This window comes from Pseudomonas sp. NPDC086581, assembly GCF_044746165.1.
Classification (GTDB): Bacteria; Pseudomonadota; Gammaproteobacteria; order Pseudomonadales; family Pseudomonadaceae; genus Pseudomonas.
Genome location: NZ_JBIVBR010000012.1, coordinates 31,842 through 53,478 on the forward strand (window position 1 = coordinate 31,842; position 21,637 = coordinate 53,478).

The window sequence follows — 21,637 nt, forward strand, 5'->3', positions numbered from 1 at the left end:
TAAACTGCCCAGCGGCGCGTGACGCCCATCGCACAAGGATTTCCACTGCCTACCTGGCCGTTCGTCAGCGCTGAACCTAAGACCTTGACAGATAATATTATGAGCATAATATTCACATTCAGATGACGGCCATCATTCAATTGGCCGGACATTCCAGACGGCCACCCGGCCCACTCAATCCTGCAAGCGAGGCGAATGCCTCCCTGGAGAAAGAACCATGAATGCCAAATCCGAACTGGGCCGCGCACTGATCACCGGTGCTTCCTCCGGCATCGGCGCCACCTACGCCCAGCGCCTCGCCGCCCAGGGCTACGACCTGCTGCTGGTGGCCCGCGACCAGCAACGCCTGGACGCCCTGGCCGCGCGCCTCGGTGAGGAATACGGCGTCTCGGTGGATGTGCTGAAGGCCGACCTGACCCGCCGCGAAGACCGCGCCCGAATCGAAGCTCGCCTGGCTGAGGACGCCAGCATCAGCTTGCTGCTGAACAACGCCGGCGTGGCGATCAACGGCACCCTGCTGGAAACCGACCTGGACCGCCTGGAAAGCATGATCGAGCTGAATGTCATCGCCACCGCGCGCCTGGCCGGCGCCGCCGCCAAGGCGTTCACCGGGCGTGGCCGCGGCACCATCATCAACGTGGCGTCCGTGCTGGCCCTGGCGCCGGAACTGTTCAACGGCAGCTACAGCGCCACCAAGGCCTTCGTGCTCAACCTGACCCAGTCAATGCAGCAGGAACTGGCGCCGCTGGGCCTGCGCATCCAGGCCGTGCTGCCGGGCGCCACCCGCACCGAAATCTGGGACCGTGCCGGTACCGATATCTCCGCACTGCCGGCGGAAATGCTGATGGACGTGAACCACATGGTCGACGCCGCGCTGGCCGGTCTCGCCCAGGGCGAAGTGGTGACCCTGCCGGCGCTGCCGGATGCGGGCGAATTCGAAGCCTTCACCGCCGCGCGCCTGAAGATGGCGCCGAACCTGTCGCGCAGCGCCCCGGCGCAGCGTTATGGCGTGGCGGTTTGATCGATTAACTGAGTGGCGAAAAGCTTGCCCCGGCCTTGCGCCGGGGCTTTTTTATGCACGGTTTTTGTAGGAGCGTGCCATGCGCGCGATCGCCGGCATGGCCCGCTCCTGCAGGTGTTGATCGGCGCTGAAATTGGTGCGTGGGAGCGTAGGACGAATAACCTGGAACAGGTTTTCCACCGGTCCTTGAACGGCGGATAACGCTGGTACGTTATCCGCCCTACAAAAGCGTCGCATGCGATTGCTGTGGGAGATTCACTCCGCCGCCCCAATCTCCCGCTTCAGATGCCGCCGCGTGCTCTCCAGGATACGGTCGGACATCTCGGGATCAGCCACGCTGCGAGCCAGCACCAGCGCACCGATCAGGGTGGCGAGCATTGCAACGCTCTCGTCCTCGGCATGCTCGCTGGGCAGCGCTTTCTCGATGGCGTCGATACGTGCCTGGACGATGGTGTCAGTGGTCGCGCTGGCATGGCCGCGCGCGCCCAACTCGGCGGATATGGTCGGCAGTGGGCAGCCCTTGCCGGGCGTATTGCGGTGGCCGGGGGAGAGGTACTGGTCTATGAAGCCGGGTAGCGGGTCGGCCTTCGCGAACTGCTGGTCGACGATGGGGCGCAGTTGTTCGGCGGCCTGCTGCAGGGCGATCTCCACCAGTTCGTCCTTGGACTTGAAGTGCGCGTAGAAGCCGCCGTGGGTCAGGCCCAGCGCCTTCATCAGCGTCTGCAGGCCAGTGGCGTCCACGCCTTCGCTGCGGAAGCGCTGCGCCGCTTCGTTGATGATGCGTTCGCGGGTTTGGGCCTTGTGGTCTTCGGAGTAACGCATGACCGGTCTCCTGCGGATCATGGAATGCTGGATGTCATTCTAACGCAGGGTGGGCGCGGGGAGGTGATTCAGGGCAGGCACGAAGGTGCAGTGGGCTGTAGGAGCGAGCTTGCTCGCGAACAGACTCCGTTGCGGGCTTTGGGTTCGCGAGCAATAACGACGGCGTCCCCCTCGCTCCTACAAGTTGGCTACGCGCCGGAGTCGTCCTGTACCACCGTAGGGCGGATAACCTGGAACAGGTTATCCGCCGGCTGGTTCGCGGCGGATAACGCTGGCGCGTTATGCGCCCTACGGGCTGCGGGTTACAGGTGTCGTCCTCAGCGAACGGCTTCGAGCAAGGTCGCCACGCCCTGCCCACCGCCGATGCACTGGGTGGCAATGGCATAGCGCCCGCCGGTTTCCTTCAGCAGCGCTGCCGCCTTACCAGTGATGCGAGCGCCGGTGGCGCCCAGCGGGTGGCCGATGGCCAGGGCACCGCCGTGCAGGTTGACCCGGTCGATATCCAGTTCCAGCCCGCGCAGGCAGGCCAGGGCCTGGCTGGAGAAGGCCTCGTTGATTTCCACCAGATCGATATCCGCCATTCGCAGCCCCGAGCGATCAAGCAGTTTGCGGGTCGCATATAGCGGGCCCATGCCCATGATTTCCGGCGGGCAGCCGACAACCGCGACGCTTTTCACCCGCGCCAGGATGTCCAGCCCGTTGGCGCGGGCGAAGTCCTCGCTGCATACCAGCACCGCCGCAGCGCCATCGGTCAGCGGCGAGGCGGTGCCGGCGGTGACGCTGCCGCCGAAGGCCGGTTTGAGCTGCGCCAACGCTTCCAGGTTGGTGCCGGGGCGGATGCAACCATCCTCGCTGACCACGCCACTGGGCGTATCGATGGGCACGATCTCCGCCGCCAGCAGGCCCTGCTCGCGGGCATGGGCGGCCTTGGCGTGGGAGTCCACGGCCATGGCTTCCTGGTCCGCGCGGGAGATGCCGAAGCGCTCGGCAACTATCTCGGCGGTCTGCCCCATGGGCATGTAGGCCTGGGGAAACTCCGCCAGCAGGCGTGGGTTGGGCGAGAGGTTGAAGCCGCCCATGGGCACGCGGGTCATGGACTCCACGCCCGCGCAAATGAAGGCGTCCCCGGCGCCGAGCTGGATCTGTCCGGCGGCGAAGTGAATGGAGGTCATCGATGAGCCGCAGAAGCGGTTCACCGTGGCGCCGGCCACCGTCTCCGGCAGTCCGGCGAGGAAGCCGGTGATGCGCGCCAGGTTCATGCCCTGTTCGGCCTCGGGGTAGGCGCAACCCATGATGAGGTCCTCGATCAGCCGGGCGTCGAGGCCGCTGCGCGCAACCAAGCCCTTGACCGTCTGCGCGGCGAGGTCGTCCGGGCGCACGTCGATCAGTGCGCCTTTTTTCGCGAAGTGGAACGGGGAGCGGGCATAACCCGCGATGACGACGGAAGTCATGGTCGTTCTCCTGAGAGATCAGCGCCCGAGGATCAGGCAAGTGGTGGAACCGGTGGCGTAGAGCCGGCCGTCCACGTCGTAGAGGCGGCCTTCGGCCAGGGCGGTGGAGCGGCCGATATGCACCAAGGTGCCTTCGGCGCGGATCGGCCCGGTGTCGCGGGTCAGCGCGCGGATGTAGCTGATGCGCAGGTCGGTGGTGGTGTAGCCCAGCCCCGGTTCGAGCATCGTGTGCACCGAGCAGCCCATGGCCGAGTCCAGCAGCGTGGCGGCATAGCCACCGTGCACGGTGCCCAGCGGGTTGTAGTGACGCATGTCCGGGGTGCCCTGGAAGATGAACCGGCCCTGGCCCCATTCCAGTGGGACGAAGCCGATCAGCGCATTGATCGGCGGGGCGGGCAGTTCGCCAGCGCCGATGCCGTCGAAGAATTCCTGGGGCGTCTTGCCGCGTAATTCCTCCAGCGAAACCACGCCGGGCTCGGCCAGACGCTGGCGCATGTCCGCCGCGGCGGCTTCCCAGGCAGCGATCTTCTGTTCACGGGTGAGGGTCAGGTCGGTCATCGCAAGGCTCCGGCAATCGAATATTACGATTATCATACTAGCATTGAATGACGACCAGCATATAAGTGACGGAAGCGCCATCCAGCAGGGCTGAAGCGACAGGGCGAGAAGACGGGAGCAGGAGAGGGTGGCTGGCGGAGCGGGCTCCGCCAGCGCGGGAGGAGTTTACTCGGCGGTGGCCGTGATGCTGGCCGCGCGCGCCTGGCTGCGCTGGGCCTTGTATTGCAGGGCAACGGCGGGCACCGGCGAGGCGACGCCGGTTTCCACCCAGCGGCGGATGCGCGCGGCGTCGGCCACGTGGGTGCGCTTGCCGAAGGCATCGAGCAGCGCCAGGGCGACTGGGCGGCCGTTCATCATGGTGACCATCACCAGGCAGTGGCCGGCATCGTTGGTGAAGCCGGTCTTGGTCAGGCGGATGTCCCACTTGCCGCTGCGCACCAGCGGGTTGGTGTTGAAGAAGCTCAGCGAGTAGCTGGGCTTGCTGAAGCGGGCGTCGCTGGTGGCGGTGGTGCTCATCGCGCGGATCTGCGGGTAGGTGTAGGCGGCCTTGGCCAGGCGGATCAGGTCGTTGGCGTCGGAGACGTTATGGATCGACAGGCCGGTGGGCTCGACGTAGTGGGTGCTGGTCATGCCCAGGGACTTCGCCTTTGCGTTCATCGCCGCGACGAAGGCCTTTGAGCCGCCCGGATAGTTGTGGGCGAGGCTGGCGGCGGCGCGGTTTTCCGAGGACATCAGCGCCAGCAGCAGCATGTTCTGGCGGCTGATCATGCTGCCCAGGTGGACGCGCGAGAACACGCCCTTCATCTCGGCGGTCTCGGAAATATCCACGGGGATCAGCTCGTTCATCGGAAGCCGGGCGTCCAGCGTGACCATGGCGGTCATCAGCTTGGTCACCGAGGCGATGGGCACCACCAGGTTGGGATTGCTGGAATAGAGGGTCTTGCCGCTCTCCAGGTCGATCACCAGGGCGCTGCCGGAAGCGAGCACCAGGTCCTTGGAAGAGGCCGCCTTGGCGGGGGAGGCGGCGAAGGTGTTCGATGAACAGACAACAGCGGCGCAGGCAAACAGCAGGCTCAGTATCGAACGACGGCTAGGCATGGATGTGATTCGCAAGCATGAGGTGGGAATGTGTCTACATCCATGTAGGCATTTTCGGCGAATTCTAATGCAAGGTCCGCCATAGCGCACGCGGCGTGAGGCGTCTCAGATTGCGACAGATTGAGACGTCGCGCCGCCCGCTGCGCAGAGGCCATGAACCGTGCTGGCAGTCGCGGCGCGGCCGCTTGTCCGAGCTGTTGCGAAATGCAACCGGAAGTGCTTCCCGCAGAGCGACTGAAAACCTTCTCAAAGCCCCGCCACATATGGCGTTCGGGCAGAGTGGCATGCTTTGTGAGTGGCTATCCTGAAATGAGCGGAGGCGCCCGGCCTGCTGCTTTGCCGATGGTCGGGGTTGCGTTTACCTTTACGTTAACGTAAACATGTTCCGCAGCCGCGACCGACCAGTCAGCCGCGCGGCTGCCGGTAAGCAAGCGCGGTTCCCGACGCTCTGCGTCGCTGCCCGAACCGATCGTTCAGTGTTGATCCCAGAACAAGCACAACAAGGGAAAGCCATGAACCACCTGAGTTACACCCGCGGCCCCCAGGACAAACCCCTGCTGGCCATGACCGTCGGCGCTGCCTTCGACGCCACCGTCGAACGTTTCGCCCCGCGCGAGGCGCTGGTCGTGCGTCACCAGAACCTACGCTACACCTGGGCGGAACTGGCCGAGGTGGTCGATGGCGTCGCCCGCGCTTTCCTCGCCCTCGGCCTGCGTCCCGGCGACCGCCTGGGCATCTGGGCGCCCAACTGCGCGCAGTGGTGCGTCACCCAGTTCGCCAGCGCCAAGGTCGGCGCCGTGCTGGTCAACATCAACCCGGCCTACCGGGTGAACGAACTTGAATACGCGCTCAAGCAGTCCGGCTGCCGCTGGCTGGTGTGCGCCGACGCCTTCAAGTCCTCCGACTATCACGGCATGCTCGCCGACCTGCTGCCCGAACTGGGGCAGGGGCGGCCGGGCGAGCTCTCCAGCGACCGCCTGCCGGAGCTGCGCGGGGTGATCAGCCTTTCCGATACCGCGCCCGCCGGGTTCCTGCGCTGGAGCCAGCTGGAGCCGCTGGGCCGGGGTATTGCCGCCGCCGAACTCACCGCGCGCCAGGCGCTGCTGCAGTTCGACGAGCCGATCAATATCCAGTACACCTCCGGCACTACCGGCTTTCCCAAGGGCGCCACGCTCAGCCACTACAACATCCTCAACAACGGCCTGATGGTCGGCGACAGCCTCGGCCTCACCGAGCACGACCGCCTGGTGATCCCGGTGCCGCTGTACCACTGCTTCGGCATGGTGATGGGCAACCTCGGCTGCCTGACCCACGGCTCCACCATGATCTACCCCGCGCCCAGCTTCGAGCCCGAGGCGACCCTGGCAGCAGTGGCGGAAGAGAAGGCGACCGCGCTGTACGGCGTGCCCACCATGTTCATCGCCGAACTGGACCACCCGACCCGCCGCGACTTCGATCTCTCCAGCCTGCGCACCGGCATCATGGCCGGCGCCACCTGCCCGATCGAAGTGATGCGCCGGGTCATCGACGAGATGCACATGGCCGAGGTGCAGATTGCCTACGGCATGACCGAGACCAGCCCGGTCTCGCTGCAGACTGGCCCGGAAGATGACCTGGAAACCCGCGTCACCACCGTCGGCCGCACCCAGCCGCACCTGGAAAGCAAGATCATCGACGCCGACGGCCGCATCGTCCCGCGCGGAACCATCGGCGAGCTGTGCACACGCGGCTACAGCGTGATGCTCGGCTACTGGAACAACCCGCAGGCGACTTCAGAGGCCATCAGCCCGGCACGCTGGATGCTCACCGGCGACCTCGCCGAGATGGACGAAGCCGGCAACGTGCGCATCGTTGGGCGCAGCAAGGACATGATCATTCGAGGTGGAGAGAACATCTATCCGCGTGAGATCGAGGAGTTCCTCTATACCCACCACGCAGTGGCCGACGCCCAGGTGATCGGCATACCCGACGAGAAGTACGGTGAGGAACTGGTGGCCTGGGTCAAGTTCCACCCCGGACACAGCGTCGTCGAAGACGAGCTGCGCGCCTTCTGCAAGAACGCCATCGCCCACTTCAAGGTGCCTCGCCACTTCCGCTTCTGCGACGAGTTCCCGATGACGGTGACCGGCAAGATCCAGAAGTTCCGCATGCGCGAGATCAGCATCGAAGAGGTGCGCAGCAAGCGTGGTTGACTGTTTCAGGCCTGCCCTCGCCCTGGCGCGTTTGCATAAAGCCGGGGCGCCATGGGCGTAGAGAAGGGCACCATCTCCATCCGCCTGGTCAGCGAAGCGCTGGCCGAGTTTCGTCGCGCCGGCCGCGACGACGGCCCGCTATTGGCCGCCGCCGGCATCGCCCCAGAGCTGTTCGGCAAGCCCTACGCTCGGGTGTCCTGCCAGGTCTATGCACGGCTCTGGTTGCGCCTGGCCAGGGAGATGGACGACGAATTCTTCGGCATGAACGCCCGGCGCATGAAGTCCGGCAGCTTCAACTTCATGGCGGCCGCAGCGGTGCGCGAACCGAACCTGGAGGCGGCAATGAACGCTGCGTTGCGCTTCATGGGCCTGGTGTTCGACGACTTCACCCCGCGCCTGACGCGCCAGGAAGGTTTGGCCGCCATCGTCCTCGACGAACCCGAGGGCCCGGCGCCGCGCGCCTTCTGCTATTTCACCCTGTGGCTGATGCTGCACGGCCTGGCCTGCTGGCTGGTGGGACGGCGGATTCCGATCCTGGCCATTGAGCTGCGCTGCCCGCAGCCGGACTTCATCGCCGACTACCGGGTGATGTTCACCGAGAACCTCAATTTCTCCCGCCGCCATTCGCGCCTGCTGTTCAACGCCGAGGCGCTTGATCTGCCGGTTCGCCGTGACGAGCGAGAGCTGCGCCGCTTCCTGAATGGCGCGCCGGCGAACATTCTGGTGCGCTATCGCGACCCGCAGAGCCTTGCCGCACGCACCAAGGCCTACCTGCGCAGCCTCAAGTTCGAACGCTGGCCGGACCTCGACGCCCTCGCCGGGCACTTCTACATGGCGCCCTCGACGTTGCGCCGCAAGCTCGCCGCCGAGGGGCAGTCCTACCAGGCACTCAAGGACCAGCTGCGCCGCGACCTCGCCATCGCGCGGCTGGACAGTGGCGACGGCAACTTCGCCGACCTGGCCGAGGAGCTGGGATTCGCCGACACCAGCGCGTTCTACAAGGCCTTCCGCAAATGGACCGGATCGACGCCCGGGCAATACCGCGCGCTGATCCGCCAGGAGCCCTGAAATTTAAGGGCCCGGCTCAAGTAGCCGCCTTACAAGCCGATAAAACCTCAAAGAATTGCTTGTTGCTCAAGGACGCCAACCATGCCCCTGTCCCGCCTCTCGATCCAGTGGAAGATCACGCTGCTGACCGGCCTCTGCCTGCTCTGCATCGTCTGCCTGCTGGTCGGCCTCTCGCTGTTCCGGATGAACCACGACGCGCAGCTGATCAAGGCGGCCAACGCGGACATGCTCAAGGACGCGGCCAAGTCGCGGATGCAAGCGCGCAGCGAGCAGCAGGCGGAGATCATCCAGCGCTTCTTCACCGACGTTTACCACTTCGGCAACCAGTTCTCCCGCCAGGTCGCCCAACTGCGCGAGCAATCGATCAAGCACGGTGCGGATGCCGGTGGCGTGCGCAAGGACCTCAACCAACTGGTACGCGACAGCCTGAAGAGCAACCCGAACCTGCTCAGCCTCTACGTGGTCTTCGAGCCCGATGCGCTGGACGGCCAGGACGCCGGCTTCCATGACCAGCCAGACGCCGGCAGCAACGAAAAGGGCCGCTTCGGCGCCTACTGGGCGCAGAAGACCTCCGGCGAGATGACCGGCCTGGCGGTGACCGAGGACATGATCGCCGACACCTCCGTCATGCTCGACGGCAGCCCATTCAACACCTGGCAATTGTGCCCGCTGCAGACCCGCAAGGCCTGCGTGCTCAACCCCTATTTCGACAGTGCCTCGGGCACCAAGGTGTTGATGACCACCGTGACCTTGCCGCTGATCGACCAGGGCAAGGTCATCGCCGTGATCGGCATCGATATCAGTCTCAGCCGCCTGCAGCAGCTCGCCGTCGACGGCGACCGTCAGCTCTACGATGGCGCCGGCAGCGTCAGCATCGTCAGCCCGGCCGGCCTGCTCGCCGGCTACAGCAGCGACGAAGCGCTGCTCGGCCAGCCGCTGGCCAAGGCCATTCCCGGCCAGGCCGCCGAGCTGTTGTCCCTGCAGGCCGGCGGTCGTCCGCAGGTGCTGGAGCAGGACGGCCAGCTGCGCGTACTGCAACCGCTGCTGCCGATCCCGGATGCCACCAAGCCCTGGGCCGTGGTGCTCGACGTCCCGCAGGACGTGCTGCTGGCTCCCGCGCTGGAGCTGCAAAAACAACTGGATGATCGCAACTCCAGCGGCGCACTGTGGCAGACCCTGTTCGGCCTCGCCGCTGCCGTCGTCGGGCTGCTGCTGGTCTGGCTCACCGCCCGCGGCGTGACCCGTCCGATCCTGGGCGTCGCCGCCATGCTGCGCAACATCGCCAGCGGCGAAGGCGACCTGACCAAGCGTCTGGACTACAGCGGCAAGGACGAACTGGGCGAATTGGCCGGCTGGTTCAACCGCTTCCTCGACAAGCTGCAGCCGATCATCCGCGACGTGAAATCCTCGGTGCAGGACGCCCGCGCCACTGCCGACCAGTCCTCGGAAATCGCCAGCCAGACCAGTGCCGGCATGCAGCAGCAGTTCCGCGAGGTCGACCAGGTCGCCACCGCTTCTCAGGAGATGAGCGCCACCGCCCACGACGTCGCCAACAGCGCCGCCATGGCTGCCGATGCCGCACGCGGCGCAGACGGCGCGACCCGCGATGGCCTGAGCGTGATCGACAACACCACCCGCCTGATCGACGAACTGGCCAGCGACATGAGCAGCGCCATGAGCCAGGTGGAAGGGTTAGCACAGAGCAGCGAGCAGATCGGCTCGGTGCTGGAAGTGATCCGCGGCATCGCCGAGCAGACCAACCTGCTGGCGCTCAACGCCGCCATCGAAGCGGCCCGCGCTGGTGAGGCCGGTCGCGGCTTCGCGGTGGTCGCCGACGAGGTGCGCAACCTCGCCAAGCGCACCCAGGATTCGGTGGAGGAAATCCGCCAGGTCATCGAAGGCCTGCAGAACGGCACCCGCGACGTGGTCGGCGCGATGAGCAACAGCCATCGCCAGGCGCAGGACAGCGTGAGTCAGGTCGAGCAGGCCGTGGCCGCGCTGAAGCGCATCGGTGACGCAGTGGGCGTGATCACCGACATGAACCTGCAGATCGCCAGCGCCGCCGAGGAACAGAGCGCGGTGGCCGAGGAGATCAACCGTAACGTCGCCGGCATCCGCGACGTCACCGAATCGCTGTCCAGCCAGGCGCAGGAATCGGCGCAGGTCAGCCAGTCGCTGAACAAGCTGGCGAATCATCAGCAGGGGTTGATGGATCAGTTCCGCGTCTGAGTTCCGGGCATGCCATCTACGGAAGGCAGTCCGGTTACACCGTAGGGCGAATAACCTGGAACAGGTTATCCGCCCTACAAACGTACTCACCGGGCTGTCCAATCCGCTCATCCAGATTGGCGGCTTTCGACATTGCCCGCGCGCCAGCGCGGCGGGAACATCAGGGGACTCCAGACAAGAACAAACCCAGGAGTTCCGCGATGCGTTCCCATACTGCCGCCACGGCCGAATTCGACTACCGCGCCACCGCCGACGCCGTCCTGGCCGGCAACCTCGATGCCCTCAATGCCTGCGTCGAATGCTGCGACCGCCACGCCATTCCCGGCCGCGTCGCGCTGTTCTGGGAGGGCAAGGACGGCGATAGCGCCTCCTACACCTTCACCCAGCTCAAGGAGCTTTCCGGCCGCTTCGCCAGCTTCCTGCACGGCCTCGGCGTGCGTCCCGGTGATGTCGTCTCCGGCATGCTGCCGCGTACCCCGGAGCTGCTGATCGCCGTGCTCGGCACCTGGCGCCTGGGTGCGGTCTACCAGCCGCTGTTCACCGCCTTCGGGCCCAAGGCCATCGAGCACCGTGTGAAGCTGGCCGGCAGCAAGGTGGTGGTCACCGACGGCGCCAACCGCGGCAAGCTCGACGAGGTGCCCGACGCGCCCACGCTGGTGACAGTCGGCGGGCCGAAGGGGCAGGGCATCCACCATGGCGATTACAGCTTCTGGGCCGAACTGGAACGCCACTCGCCGGACTTCGAACCGGTGCTGCGCAGCGGCGAAGACACCTTCCTGCTGATGTTCACCTCCGGCACCACCGGGCTGGCCAAGCCGCTGGCCGTCCCGCTGAAGGCCATCGTAGCCTTCGTCGGCTACATGCGCGATGCGGTCGGGCTGCGTGAGGAAGATTCGTTCTGGAACCTCGCCGATCCGGGCTGGGCCTACGGCCTCTATTACGGCGTTACCGGGCCGCTGGCCATGGGGCACCCGATCACCTTCTACGAAGGTGCGTTCACGGTGGAGAGCACCTGCCGCATCGTGCGCAAGTACGGCATCACCAACCTGGCCGGCTCGCCCACTGCCTACCGCCTGCTGATTGCTGCTGGCGAGGCGGTGTCCAAACCGCTCAAGGGCCGCCTGCGCGCGGTGAGCAGCGCCGGCGAGCCGCTGACCCCGGAAGTCATCCGCTGGTTCGCCAGCGAGCTGGGCGTGACCATCCACGACCACTACGGCCAGACCGAGCTGGGCATGGTGCTGGCCAACCACCACGAGCTGCAGCACCCGGTGCACATGGGCGCCGCCGGTTTCTCCATTCCCGGCCACCGCGTGGTGGTGCTGGATGAGCAGGGCAACGAGCTGCCCGCCGGCCAGCCCGGCGTGCTCGCCATGGATCGCCGCCAGTCGCCGCTGATGTGGTTCGCCGGCTACCAGGGCATGCAGACCAAATCCTTCGTCGGCGACTACTACCTCAGTGGCGACACCGTGGAGCTGAACGCCGACGGCAGCATCAGCTTCGTCGGCCGCGCCGACGACCTGATCACCACCTCCGGCTACCGCGTCGGCCCATTTGATGTGGAGAGCGCGCTGATCGAACACCCGGCGGTGATCGAGGCGGCGGTGATCGGCAAGCCGGACCCGGAGCGCACCGAACTGGTCAAGGCCTTCGTGGTGCTCTGTTCGTCCTACCGGCCGGGCGCGGAGCTGGCCGAGGAACTACAACAGTACGTGCGCAAGCGACTGTCGGCGCACAGCTACCCGCGGGAAGTGGAGTTCGTCGATGAACTGCCCAAGACCCCCAGCGGCAAGATCCAGCGCTTCCTCCTGCGCAACCAGGAGATCGCCAAACAACGCGAAGCGGCCGAGAAAGCGGCGGCTCACTAAGTACAGCGGAGAGACTTCATGCAGATCCAGGACAAGGTATTCCTCATCACCGGCGGCGGTTCCGGCCTCGGCGCGGCCACTGCGAAGCTGCTGGTGAGCGCTGGCGCCAAGGTGGTGCTGGCCGACATCAACGCCGAAGCCGGTGCGGCCCAGGCTGCCGAGCTGGGCGAGGCGAGTGCGCGCTTTATCCGCACCGATGTGTGCAGCGAGGCGGACGGCAAAGCCGCCGTGCAACTCGCGCTGGACAGCTTCGGCGCACTGCACGGCCTGGCCAACTGCGCTGGCGTGGCCCCGGCGGAAAAGGTCATCGGCCGCAACGGCCTGCACGGGCTGGAAAGCTTCACCCGCACGATCAACATCAACCTGATCGGCACCTTCAACATGCTGCGCCTGGCTGCCGAAGCCATGACGCAGAACGAGCCGGACGCCGGTGGCGAGCGCGGCATCATCATCAACACTGCCTCGGTCGCCGCCTTCGACGGGCAGATCGGCCAGGCCGCGTACTCCGCTTCCAAAAGCGCGGTGGTCGGCATGACCCTGCCGATCGCCCGTGAACTGGCGCGCTCGGGCATCCGCGTGATGACCATCGCCCCTGGCATCTTCGAGACGCCGATGATGGCCGCGATGCCCCAGGAAGTACGCGATTCCCTCGGCGCCAGCGTGCCGTTCCCGCCGCGCCTCGGCCGCCCGGACGAGTACGCTGCGCTGGCCCGCCACATCATTGAGAACACCATGCTCAACGGCGAGGTCATCCGCCTCGACGGCGCCATCCGCATGGCCGCGAAGTAAGCAGGAGGTCAGAGTCATGAACGATCCCATCGTCATCGTCAGCGCCACCCGTACTCCCATGGGCGGCTTCCTCGGCGACTTCAAGGACGTGACCGCAGCCACCCTTGGCGCGGCGGCGATCCGTGCTGCTGTCGAACGCGCCCGCCTGGGCGCCGAAGAAGTGGACGAAGCCGTGTTCGGCTGCGTGCTTGCCGCCGGGCAGGGCCAGGCGCCGGCGCGCCAGGCAGTGCTGGGCGCAGGCCTTGCGCGCGGCACGCCGTGCTCCACGGTGAACAAGATGTGCGGCTCGGGCATGAAGGCCGCGATGATGGCCCACGACGCCATCCTCGTCGGCAGCGCCAGCGTCGCCCTGGCCGGCGGCATGGAGAGTATGTCCAACGCGCCCTACCTGCTGGAGCGCGCCCGCAGCGGCTACCGCATGGGCCATGGCCGGGTGCTCGACCACATGTTCCTCGACGGCCTCGAAGACGCCTACGACAAGGGCCGCCTGATGGGCACTTTCGCCGAGGATTGCGCCGAGAAATACGGCTTCACCCGCGAGCAGCAGGACGACTACGCCATAACCTCGTTGACGCGCGCGCAAAAGGCCATGAGCGAGGGCCGCTTCAAGGACGAGATCGTCGCGGTGACGGTCAAGTCCGGCAAGGAACTGCGCGCCATCAGCGAAGACGAGCAGCCGCCGAAGGCCAAGCTGGACAAGATCCCCGCCCTGAAACCGGCGTTCCGCGACGGCGGCACGGTGACGGCGGCCAATGCCAGTTCCATCTCCGACGGCGCCGCCGCGCTGGTGCTGATGCGCCTATCCGAAGCTGAGAAGCGTGGCCTGACGCCGCTGGCGGCAATCCGTGGGCATTCGTCCTACGCCGACGCGCCGAACCTGTTCCCGACCGCCCCGGTGGGCGCAGTCGAGCGCCTGATGCAGCGCACCGGCTGGGCGCTGGGCGACGTCGACCTGTTCGAGGTCAACGAAGCCTTCGCCGTGGTTGCCATGGCCGCCATGCGCGACCTGGACATCCCCCATGACAAGCTCAACGTCCACGGCGGTGCCTGCGCCCTCGGCCACCCCATCGGCGCTTCCGGCGCGCGGGTGATCGTGACCCTGCTGTCGGCGCTCAAGCAGTACGACCTCAAGCGCGGCGTGGCCTCGGTGTGCATCGGTGGCGGCGAAGCCACGGCCATCGCGGTCGAGCGCCTGGCCTAAGGAGCGAGTGATGATTCCCAGCGAAGAAGACATCCAGATCCGCGACGTTGCCCGCCAGTTCGCCCAGGAGCAGCTGAAACCCTTCGCCGCCGACTGGGACCGCGAGCACCGCTTCCCGGCCGAAGCCATCAAGGAAATGGCCGACCTCGGTTTCCTCGGCATGCTGGTGGCGGAGCAGTGGGGTGGCGCGCAGACCGGTCACCTGGCCTACGCCATGGCCCTGGAGGAAATCGCCGCCGGCGACGGCGCCTGCTCGACCATTATGAGCGTGCACAACTCCGTGGGCTGCATGCCCATTGCCAAGTTCGGCAACGACGAGCAGAAGCGCCAGTTCCTGGTGCCGCTGGCCCGCGGCGAGATGATCGGCGCCTTCGCCCTGACCGAACCGCAGGCCGGCTCGGACGCCAGTTTCCTGAAGACCCGCGCGCGCCGCGACGGCGACCACTACGTGCTGAACGGCAGCAAGCAGTTCATCACCTCCGGCAAGCATGCCGGCCTGGTGATCGTCTTCGCGGTGACCGATGCGGCGGCGGGCAAGAAGGGCATCAGCGCGTTCATCGTGCCCACCGACACCACCGGCTACCGCGTGCTGCGCGTCGAGGACAAGCTCGGTCAGCACGCTTCCGATACCTGCCAGATAGCCTTCGATGACGTGCGCGTCCCGGCCAGATACCGGCTGGGTGAAGAGGGGCAGGGTTATGCCATTGCCCTGGCAAATCTCGAAGGCGGGCGCATTGGCATCGCCTCGCAGGCCGTCGGCATGGCCCGCGCGGCCTTCGAATACGCCCGCGACTACGCCCACGAGCGCGAGACCTTCGGCAAGCCGATCATCCAGCACCAGGCTGTGGCTTTCCGCCTCAGCGACATGGCGACCGAGATCGCCGTGGCCCGGCAGATGGTCCACCACGCCGCCAGCCTGCGCGAAGCCGGCCTGCCGTGCCTGACCGAAGCCTCCATGGCCAAGCTGTTCGCCTCGGAAATGGCCGAGCGCGTGTGCTCTGCGGCGATCCAGACCCTCGGCGGCTATGGCTATCTGCAGGACTACCCGGTGGAACGCATCTACCGCGACGTGCGCGTGTGCCAGATCTACGAAGGCACCAGCGACGTGCAGCGGCTGGTGATCGCGCGCAGTCTTTGAAGGGTTCGCCGGCAGACCCCGGCCTGTTCGTTGGACAGGCACTTCGGCAGGGCGGGGTCTGCGGGTGGCTTGTTTTTCCTACAGGGTTGGCTCGGGCATACCAATGTAGGATGGCGTGGAGCGAAGCGATACCCTCGATGGGTATCGCCGGAAGCATCAGGCGCGCTCTGCCGCCTCGCGCGCTTCCCGCGCCGTCACCTGCTGGCAAAGCTCGATGATCTGTTCGCGCATCCAGCGGTTGGCCGGGTCCTGGTCGGTGCTTTCGTGCCAGTACAAGTGGGTTTCCAACTTGGGCACGTCGTTCACCGGCAGGTCGACGAAATGTAGGCCGTGGTGGCGGGCGAAGCGCTCGGGCACGGTGACCACCATGTCGGTCTGCTGCACCACGGTCGAAGCCATCAGGTAGTGCTGCGAGCGCAGGGCGATCTTGCGCTGCAGACCCATCTTGCCCAGCGACAGGTCCACATAGCCCAGACCACTGCGGCGGCTGGAAATCTGAATGTGCGCCACCGATAGGTATTCTTCCAGGCTCAGCTTGTCCTTGGCCAGCGGGTGGCCCTGGCGCATGGCGCAAACGTAGCGGTCTTCCATCAGCTTGACGTGGCGCACCTGCGGGTCGGTGTTGAGTGGCGCGTCCACGGCGAAGTCCAGGCGACCGGCGGCCAGTTCCTTGGTGGTCTCGCGGCGCTTGGAGAGGAAGCTCTCGATGTGCACGTTCGGCGCCAGGCGGCGCAGTCGCTGAAACAGCGGCGGCAGGACGATGGCCTCGGTGAGGTCGGTCATGCTGATGCGGTAGGTCTTGCTCGCCTGGGTCGGCGTGAACGTGCGGCTCTCCTGCACCGAGACGCGCAGTAGCTGCAGCGCGTTGCGCACCGGCCCGATGATGTTCTGCGCCATCGGAGTGGGCACCATGCCCTGGGCGGTGCGCACGAAGAGCGGGTCATTGAAGGTTTCACGCAGGCGGGCGAGAGCGTTGGAAACGGCCGGCTGGGTGATGCCGACTATCTGTCCGGCGCGGGTCAGGTTGGCTTCGGTGTAGATCGCGTCGAAGACGATGAACAGGTTCAGATCGACCTTGCTGAGGTTCATTCCAGGGCTCCGCTTGTAGTTGTTCTGCGGTCGATCATACCCGAACGGACGCTCAGGTCCATACGGGTTATGAATGTTCATTGATTCGGATAATAGGCTGGGTAAATGGCTTTGGCTGTTCTAGCATCATCACCACATAAACAACCGCCGCCAGAAGGTTAGCCCCCATGGATTTCGCATATTCCGCCAAGGTTCAGGACCTGCGTGAACGCGTTACCGCGTTCATGGATGCCTATGTCTATCCCGCCGAGAAGGTCTTCGAGGAGCAAGTGGCGCAAGGCGACCGCTGGCAGCCCACGGCCATCATGGAAGAGCTCAAGGCCAAGGCCCGGGCGGAGGGCCTGTGGAACCTGTTCCTGCCCGAGTCCGAGCTGGGTGCCGGCCTGACCAACATGGAATATGCGCCGCTGGCGGAAATCATGGGTCGCTCGCTGATGGGCTCCGAGCCCTTCAACTGCTCCGCGCCGGACACCGGTAACATGGAAGTGCTGGTGCGCTACGGCACCGAAGAGCACAAGCGCACCTGGCTGGAGCCGCTGCTGCGCGGCGAGATCCGCTCCGCCTTTGCCATGACCGAACCGGGCGTGGCTTCTTCCGACGCCACCAACATGGAAGCCAACGCAGTACGCGACGGTGACGAATGGGTCATCAACGGCCGCAAGTGGTGGACCTCCGGTGCCTGCGACCCGCGCTGCAAGATCATGATCTTCATGGGCCTGACCAACCCGGACGCACCGCGTCATCAGCAGCACTCGATGATCCTGGTGCCCACCGACACTCCCGGCGTGAAAATCCTCCGTCCGCTGCCGGTGTTCGGCTACGACGACGCACCCCACGGCCACGCCGAAGTGCTCTTCGAGAACGTCCGCGTACCGTACGAGAACGTGCTGCTCGGCGAAGGCCGCGGCTTCGAGATCGCCCAGGGTCGCCTCGGCCCAGGCCGCATCCACCACTGCATGCGTTCCATCGGCATGGCCGAGCGCGCTCTGGAACTGATGTGTAAGCGCTCCGTCAGCCGTACCGCCTTCGGCAAGCCGCTGGCGCGCCTGGGTGGCAACATCGACCACATCGCCAACTCGCGCATCGAGATCAACCAGGCCCGCCTGCTGACCCTGCATGCCGCGTACATGATGGACACAGCCGGCAACAAGATTGCCCAGAGCGAGATCGCCCAGATCAAGGTCGTCGCGCCCAACGTCGCCCTGCAGGTGATCGACCGCGCCATCCAGATGCACGGCGGCGCCGGCGTCTCCAACGACACCCCGCTGGCGTACTTCTATGCCATGCAGCGCACCTTGCGCCTGGCCGACGGTCCGGACGAAGTGCACCGCGCCGCCATCGGCAAGTTCGAGATCGGCAAGTACGTGCCGCGTGACGCGCTGCGCAGCAGCCGCTGATCCCAGGCAACCATGAACAAGGCCCGCTGATGCGGGCCTTTTTCATGATCGCCCCTCACCCGCAGGGAAAGCGTACCGTTCGGTGCAGGATGAAAATATGACTTCAGCCGGCGCGCTCTGCCCCCTCTCCCTGAGGGAGAGGGCTGGGGTGAGGGGGAAACGTCGGCACAAACTTCCCGGAAAGAAGACAGAGGGTAGGGCGCATAACGCCTACGGCGTTATCCGCCATCGATGCCATCGGCGGATAACCCGTTCCGGGTTATGCGCCCTACGTGAGGTTCTTCGCCCCGCCCAATGAACAAGGCCAGCGCAAGCTGGCCTTGTTCGTTCATTGTTGCGGAGTGGGCTCCGGCCCGTCGCTCGTCGCCCGCTGCTCGATCAGCCACTCCCGCCGCGTGTGCAACTGGGCGGCGAAGGCGCGCGCGGCGGCCTCATGGGGGAAACGCAGCGCGCGACGACCGAGGCGGACCTGCCAATAGGCCCGGCCGCGAAACTCAACGGCTTCGATCCTCACCTCCAGCGCTTGCATGGGGCCTCTCCTGGCTGACGATTTCCAGCGGTTCCTCGCTGGTCCGGCGGGTCTTGAGCAAGGATAGCAGTATGCCACCTGCCAAAAGACCGAAGGTTACGCCAAGGGACAGGGCCGCGGGAACCTTGCCGATGAATCCATGCAGGAAAATCTTCGTGCCGATGAACACCAGCACCAGCGCCAGGGCGTACTTCAGGTAGACGAAGCGGTGGATCATCGCTGCCAGCGAGAAGTACAGGGCGCGCAGGCCGAGGATCGCGAAGATGTTCGAGGTGTAGACGATGAACGGGTCCTGGGTGATGGCGAAGATCGCCGGCACGCTGTCCACGGCGAACACCAGGTCAGCCAGTTCGATCAGGATCAGCGCCAGGAACAGCGGGGTGGCGTGGCGCACCAGCTTGCCCGAGGCATCCGGCATCTTCACAAAGAAGTGGTGCTCGTGAATGGTGTCGGTCATGCGGATGCGCTTGCGCAGGAATTTCAGCACCGGGTTGTTCGCCAGGTCCGGCTCGTCGTCATGCTTGCTGAACAGCATCTTCACGCCGCTGAACAGCAGGAAGGCGCCGAACACGTACATGATCCACTCGAATTCCTTCACCAGCGCAGCACCCAGGCCGATCATCAGCGCGCGCATGACAATGGCGCCGAGGATGCCCCAGAACAGCACCTGATGCTGGTAGCGGCGGGGGATGCCGAAGAAGCCGAAGATCATCGCCATGACGAACACGTTGTCCATGGAGAGCGACTGTTCGACGAGGAAACCGGTGTAGTACTCCACCGCGCTGGTGGCGCCGAACTCGTACCAGACCCAGCCACCGAAGGCCAGGCCGCAGGCGAAGTAGCCGGCGGAAAGCATCAGGCTCTCGCGCACACCGATTTCATGGTGGTCGCGTTGCAGGACGCCCAGGTCGAGTACGAGTAGAAGAATCACGATGGCCAGGAAGGCCAGCCAGAACCAGGTGGCGGTTCCGAGGAATGGTTCGGTCAAAAAGGCGTGCAGAGCTGTCATGTGGCCCCTCCCTTAGTGTCGTTGTCGAAAAGTGACTCCGACATGGCGGTTGGCAACCGTCAGAGGGGCCCGGCGTCACTGGCGGGAAAATAGCAGAGCGGACGCCTCAGGCAAGCGATGGAACGTAACAAGTTCCTACATGGATTCGAGACCGAGGAGTCAACGTCTGACGGAAAGTCTAGACGCTGATCCTCGGAAGGCTCGTTACTGGCAAGACGGCTCAGTACACCCAGACCTCGACGCGGCGGTTCTTCACCCGACCGTCGTTGTCGCTGTTGGCCGCCACCGGCAGGGCATCGCCCATGCCGCTGATCTCGCGGAACATCACGCCTTCCTTCGCCAGCTCGCGGCGCACGGCCATGGCGCGCAGCTTGGAGAGCAGTTCGGCGCGCGCCGGGTCCTGCTTCGGATCGCCGAAGCCGACCAGCACAGCCCGCTTGTTCATCTTGCCGTTCTGCTGCAGGTAAGCCAGCAGACGATCGATGTCGCGCTGGGCCTTGTTGTCCAGGGTGGCGCTGCCTTCGCGGAAGCGGAAGTTCACCGACAGGCGCTCGGCGTCGCGTGCCAGGGCCTGGTAGTTCTCCGGCATGCCGGCGCGCGGCGCCATCTTCACCGCCTGTACGCGTTGGCCGACGAAGCCGCTGGCGCTGACCAGCGCCTGACCTTTGTCGCCCTGAGCGAACTGCAGCAGGGCGCGGGCCCAGCGATTCGGCTCCTCGGGCTTCATGTAGAGGAACAGGCGGCGCGACAGCGGATAGTCCTCGGTGGCGATCAGCGTGGTCGACGGTGGCATCGCCTGGGAGTTGCCGTCTGCAATGCGCAGCGCCTTGGCCTTCTGGATGGAGGACAGGCCGACGAAGCCAATCCCCTGCGGGTCCTTGCTCACTTCGGCGGACAGCAGGTCACTTGATTCGAAACGCTGCGCGGCGCTGGCCAGTGCCTTACCGTTGCTGGCGAGCACCAGCTCCTTGAACGTATCGAAGGTGCCGGAGTTGTCGTCGCGGGAATACAAGTGGATGGCTCCGCCGCGTCCGCCGACTTCTTCCCAGGTCTTCACCTCGCCGGAGAAGATCTTCGCCAGTGTATCGGTGGTCAGTTCGTCCAGCGGATTGGCCACGTTGACGATGATCGCCAGGCCGTCGATGCCGATCACCTGTTCGGCCTTGGCGCTGCGCAGGTTGCCTGATGCCGACAGGCCCGCAACCTCGGCGTCCTTGATCGGGCGCGAAGCGGCGGCAAGCTCGGCACTGTTGTCCTTCAGGGCAACGAAACCGGTGCTGGAGCCGTGGGCAGCAAGGTCGATGATGGCCTCCTTGCCTTCCTTGCTGCGGCCGACGAGGCGCTGTTCATTCTCTGCCTTTCCCGGCTTGGCGCTGACGTCCGTGTAGCCCTCGCTGACCAACAGGCCCGTCACCAATTCCGGCAGCAGGTGGGCACCGATGGTGTTGGAGCCCTGGATACGCAGCACCGGCTCGCCGTCCTGGGATGAGGGCAGGGCGGCAAAGGCCGACCAGGGAAACGCGTAGCAGATAAATGCGATGGTGAGCCAGGCGATGGTGACGGGCCAGGGTTGCGCATCGCTGGGGCTCGACTTGTACTGCATGGGTCAACTTCCATTTGAGGCATCGTTGGCGCGGCAGATTAAGTCGGAATCATTGCATCGATATGACGCTTGGCTGCGGGGCAGGGCAGTTACCACTGCCTTCGGACATGACTGGTGGATTGGCGGAATTTTCTTATTTCTGCGCCGTCATGGCAGGGCTATACCTGTCGCCCGAATTTGGCTTTGCCGGAGTACCAAATGGACGAGATCCTCGATTTCGCGTCGGTTCTGATGAAGCTCGTGCTCATCCTGTTGGCCGTGCTGATGGCCGGATCGATGGCGGTCGCGCCGGACGGGACGCTCCCAGTGACGTCCTCTATGCTCATGCTGGTGGTGCCGATGTTTGTCCTGGTCACGGTGGTGGATCTCGCGGGCGTTGTGCAGAGCCTCTCTGCCAACAAACTTTCCCGAAAGAATTCGCACCATGTGGGCCACGACTGAGTCGATGCCAGCCGAGCGTTGCCGCCAACAAGAATCTTGATGAAGTGATAGGAAAAATCTCGGGGATCATCAGGAAAGCCTGATAACACCTGCATTCCGGCCAAGCGAAACTTGCGCCGTTTCAACGTTCCCGCCGG

18 protein-coding genes and 1 pseudogene are annotated in these 21,637 nt (G+C 65.4%); 11 read left to right on the forward strand and 8 right to left on the reverse strand.

The window, feature by feature from the left end:
- Nucleotides 1-217: 217 nt before the first annotated feature.
- A complete protein-coding gene (locus ACIPK7_RS22900) occupies nucleotides 218-1,021 on the forward strand; it encodes an SDR family NAD(P)-dependent oxidoreductase (protein WP_401090385.1) in 804 nt (267 codons plus the stop codon).
- A 255-nt stretch (nucleotides 1,022-1,276) separates the two neighbouring features.
- Here ACIPK7_RS22900 and ACIPK7_RS22905 read toward each other — a convergent pair whose 3' ends face one another.
- The 4 genes from ACIPK7_RS22905 to pbpG form a co-directional block, all read right to left on the reverse strand.
- Nucleotides 1,277-1,843 (reverse strand): TetR/AcrR family transcriptional regulator, encoded by a 567-nt coding sequence (locus ACIPK7_RS22905; protein WP_401090387.1) that lies wholly within the window; start codon nucleotides 1,841-1,843, stop codon nucleotides 1,277-1,279.
- Nucleotides 1,844-2,160: 317 nt separating this feature from the next.
- Nucleotides 2,161-3,294, reverse strand: a complete 1,134-nt coding sequence (locus ACIPK7_RS22910; protein ID WP_401090389.1) for a thiolase family protein — start codon at nucleotides 3,292-3,294, stop codon at nucleotides 2,161-2,163.
- 18 nt (nucleotides 3,295-3,312) lie between these two features.
- The gene (locus tag ACIPK7_RS22915) at nucleotides 3,313-3,852 is read right to left on the reverse strand and encodes a PaaI family thioesterase (protein WP_401090391.1); all 540 of its coding nucleotides are present in this window, start codon (nucleotides 3,850-3,852) and stop codon (nucleotides 3,313-3,315) included.
- Between the two features lie 165 nt (nucleotides 3,853-4,017).
- Nucleotides 4,018-4,950, reverse strand: a complete 933-nt coding sequence (gene pbpG, locus ACIPK7_RS22920) for a D-alanyl-D-alanine endopeptidase (protein ID WP_192434453.1) — start codon at nucleotides 4,948-4,950, stop codon at nucleotides 4,018-4,020.
- A gap of 512 nt (nucleotides 4,951-5,462) precedes the next feature.
- On the opposite strand from pbpG, the gene ACIPK7_RS22925 reads away from it, so the two are divergent.
- From ACIPK7_RS22925 to ACIPK7_RS22960, 8 genes and pseudogenes are all read left to right on the forward strand, one after another.
- A complete protein-coding gene (locus ACIPK7_RS22925) occupies nucleotides 5,463-7,142 on the forward strand; it encodes an AMP-binding protein (protein WP_192434455.1) in 1,680 nt (559 codons plus the stop codon).
- 51 nt (nucleotides 7,143-7,193) lie between these two features.
- Nucleotides 7,194-8,210 carry an AraC family transcriptional regulator gene (locus ACIPK7_RS22930; protein ID WP_401090393.1) on the forward strand — a complete coding sequence of 339 codons (1,017 nt, stop codon included), beginning with the start codon at nucleotides 7,194-7,196 and terminating at the stop codon, nucleotides 8,208-8,210.
- Nucleotides 8,211-8,462: 252 nt separating this feature from the next.
- Nucleotides 8,463-9,581, forward strand: a pseudogene (locus ACIPK7_RS22935) (HAMP domain-containing protein); the annotation flags it as partial.
- Between the two features lie 102 nt (nucleotides 9,582-9,683).
- Entirely contained in the window at nucleotides 9,684-10,439 is a 756-nt protein-coding gene (locus ACIPK7_RS22940) for a methyl-accepting chemotaxis protein (protein ID WP_401090586.1), read from the forward strand.
- A 200-nt stretch (nucleotides 10,440-10,639) separates the two neighbouring features.
- Nucleotides 10,640-12,304 carry an acyl-CoA synthetase gene (locus ACIPK7_RS22945; protein WP_401090395.1) on the forward strand — a complete coding sequence of 555 codons (1,665 nt, stop codon included), beginning with the start codon at nucleotides 10,640-10,642 and terminating at the stop codon, nucleotides 12,302-12,304.
- A gap of 18 nt (nucleotides 12,305-12,322) precedes the next feature.
- A complete protein-coding gene (locus ACIPK7_RS22950) occupies nucleotides 12,323-13,093 on the forward strand; it encodes a 3-hydroxyacyl-CoA dehydrogenase (RefSeq protein WP_401090397.1) in 771 nt (256 codons plus the stop codon).
- Nucleotides 13,094-13,109: 16 nt separating this feature from the next.
- Nucleotides 13,110-14,294, forward strand: coding sequence for an acetyl-CoA C-acyltransferase (locus ACIPK7_RS22955; RefSeq protein WP_401090399.1), 1,185 nt, complete (start codon nucleotides 13,110-13,112; stop codon nucleotides 14,292-14,294).
- 10 nt (nucleotides 14,295-14,304) lie between these two features.
- The gene (locus ACIPK7_RS22960) at nucleotides 14,305-15,432 is read left to right on the forward strand and encodes an acyl-CoA dehydrogenase family protein (protein WP_401090401.1); all 1,128 of its coding nucleotides are present in this window, start codon (nucleotides 14,305-14,307) and stop codon (nucleotides 15,430-15,432) included.
- 156 nt (nucleotides 15,433-15,588) lie between these two features.
- Here the strand turns inward: ACIPK7_RS22960 and ACIPK7_RS22965 are convergent, their stop codons facing one another.
- Nucleotides 15,589-16,521, reverse strand: a complete 933-nt coding sequence (locus tag ACIPK7_RS22965; protein WP_184593259.1) for a LysR family transcriptional regulator — start codon at nucleotides 16,519-16,521, stop codon at nucleotides 15,589-15,591.
- Nucleotides 16,522-16,688: 167 nt separating this feature from the next.
- On the opposite strand from ACIPK7_RS22965, the gene ACIPK7_RS22970 reads away from it, so the two are divergent.
- On the forward strand, nucleotides 16,689-17,918 hold the full coding sequence (locus ACIPK7_RS22970) for an acyl-CoA dehydrogenase (protein ID WP_301534993.1): 1,230 nt from the start codon (nucleotides 16,689-16,691) through the stop codon (nucleotides 17,916-17,918).
- A gap of 328 nt (nucleotides 17,919-18,246) precedes the next feature.
- On the opposite strand, the gene ACIPK7_RS22975 is transcribed toward ACIPK7_RS22970, so the two are convergent.
- From ACIPK7_RS22975 to ACIPK7_RS22985, 3 genes are all read right to left on the reverse strand, one after another.
- On the reverse strand, nucleotides 18,247-18,447 hold the full coding sequence (locus ACIPK7_RS22975) for a hypothetical protein (RefSeq protein ID WP_192434471.1): 201 nt from the start codon (nucleotides 18,445-18,447) through the stop codon (nucleotides 18,247-18,249).
- Nucleotides 18,413-19,456, reverse strand: coding sequence for a TerC family protein (locus tag ACIPK7_RS22980; protein ID WP_401090403.1), 1,044 nt, complete (start codon nucleotides 19,454-19,456; stop codon nucleotides 18,413-18,415). The genes ACIPK7_RS22975 and ACIPK7_RS22980 overlap by 35 nt, the downstream gene beginning before the upstream one ends.
- 220 nt (nucleotides 19,457-19,676) lie before the next feature.
- A complete protein-coding gene (locus tag ACIPK7_RS22985; protein WP_192434475.1) occupies nucleotides 19,677-21,059 on the reverse strand; it encodes a substrate-binding domain-containing protein in 1,383 nt (460 codons plus the stop codon).
- 198 nt (nucleotides 21,060-21,257) lie between these two features.
- Between ACIPK7_RS22985 and ACIPK7_RS22990 the strand changes: the two genes are divergently transcribed.
- On the forward strand, nucleotides 21,258-21,500 hold the full coding sequence (locus ACIPK7_RS22990) for a hypothetical protein (RefSeq protein WP_192434477.1): 243 nt from the start codon (nucleotides 21,258-21,260) through the stop codon (nucleotides 21,498-21,500).
- Nucleotides 21,501-21,637 lie beyond the last annotated feature (137 nt).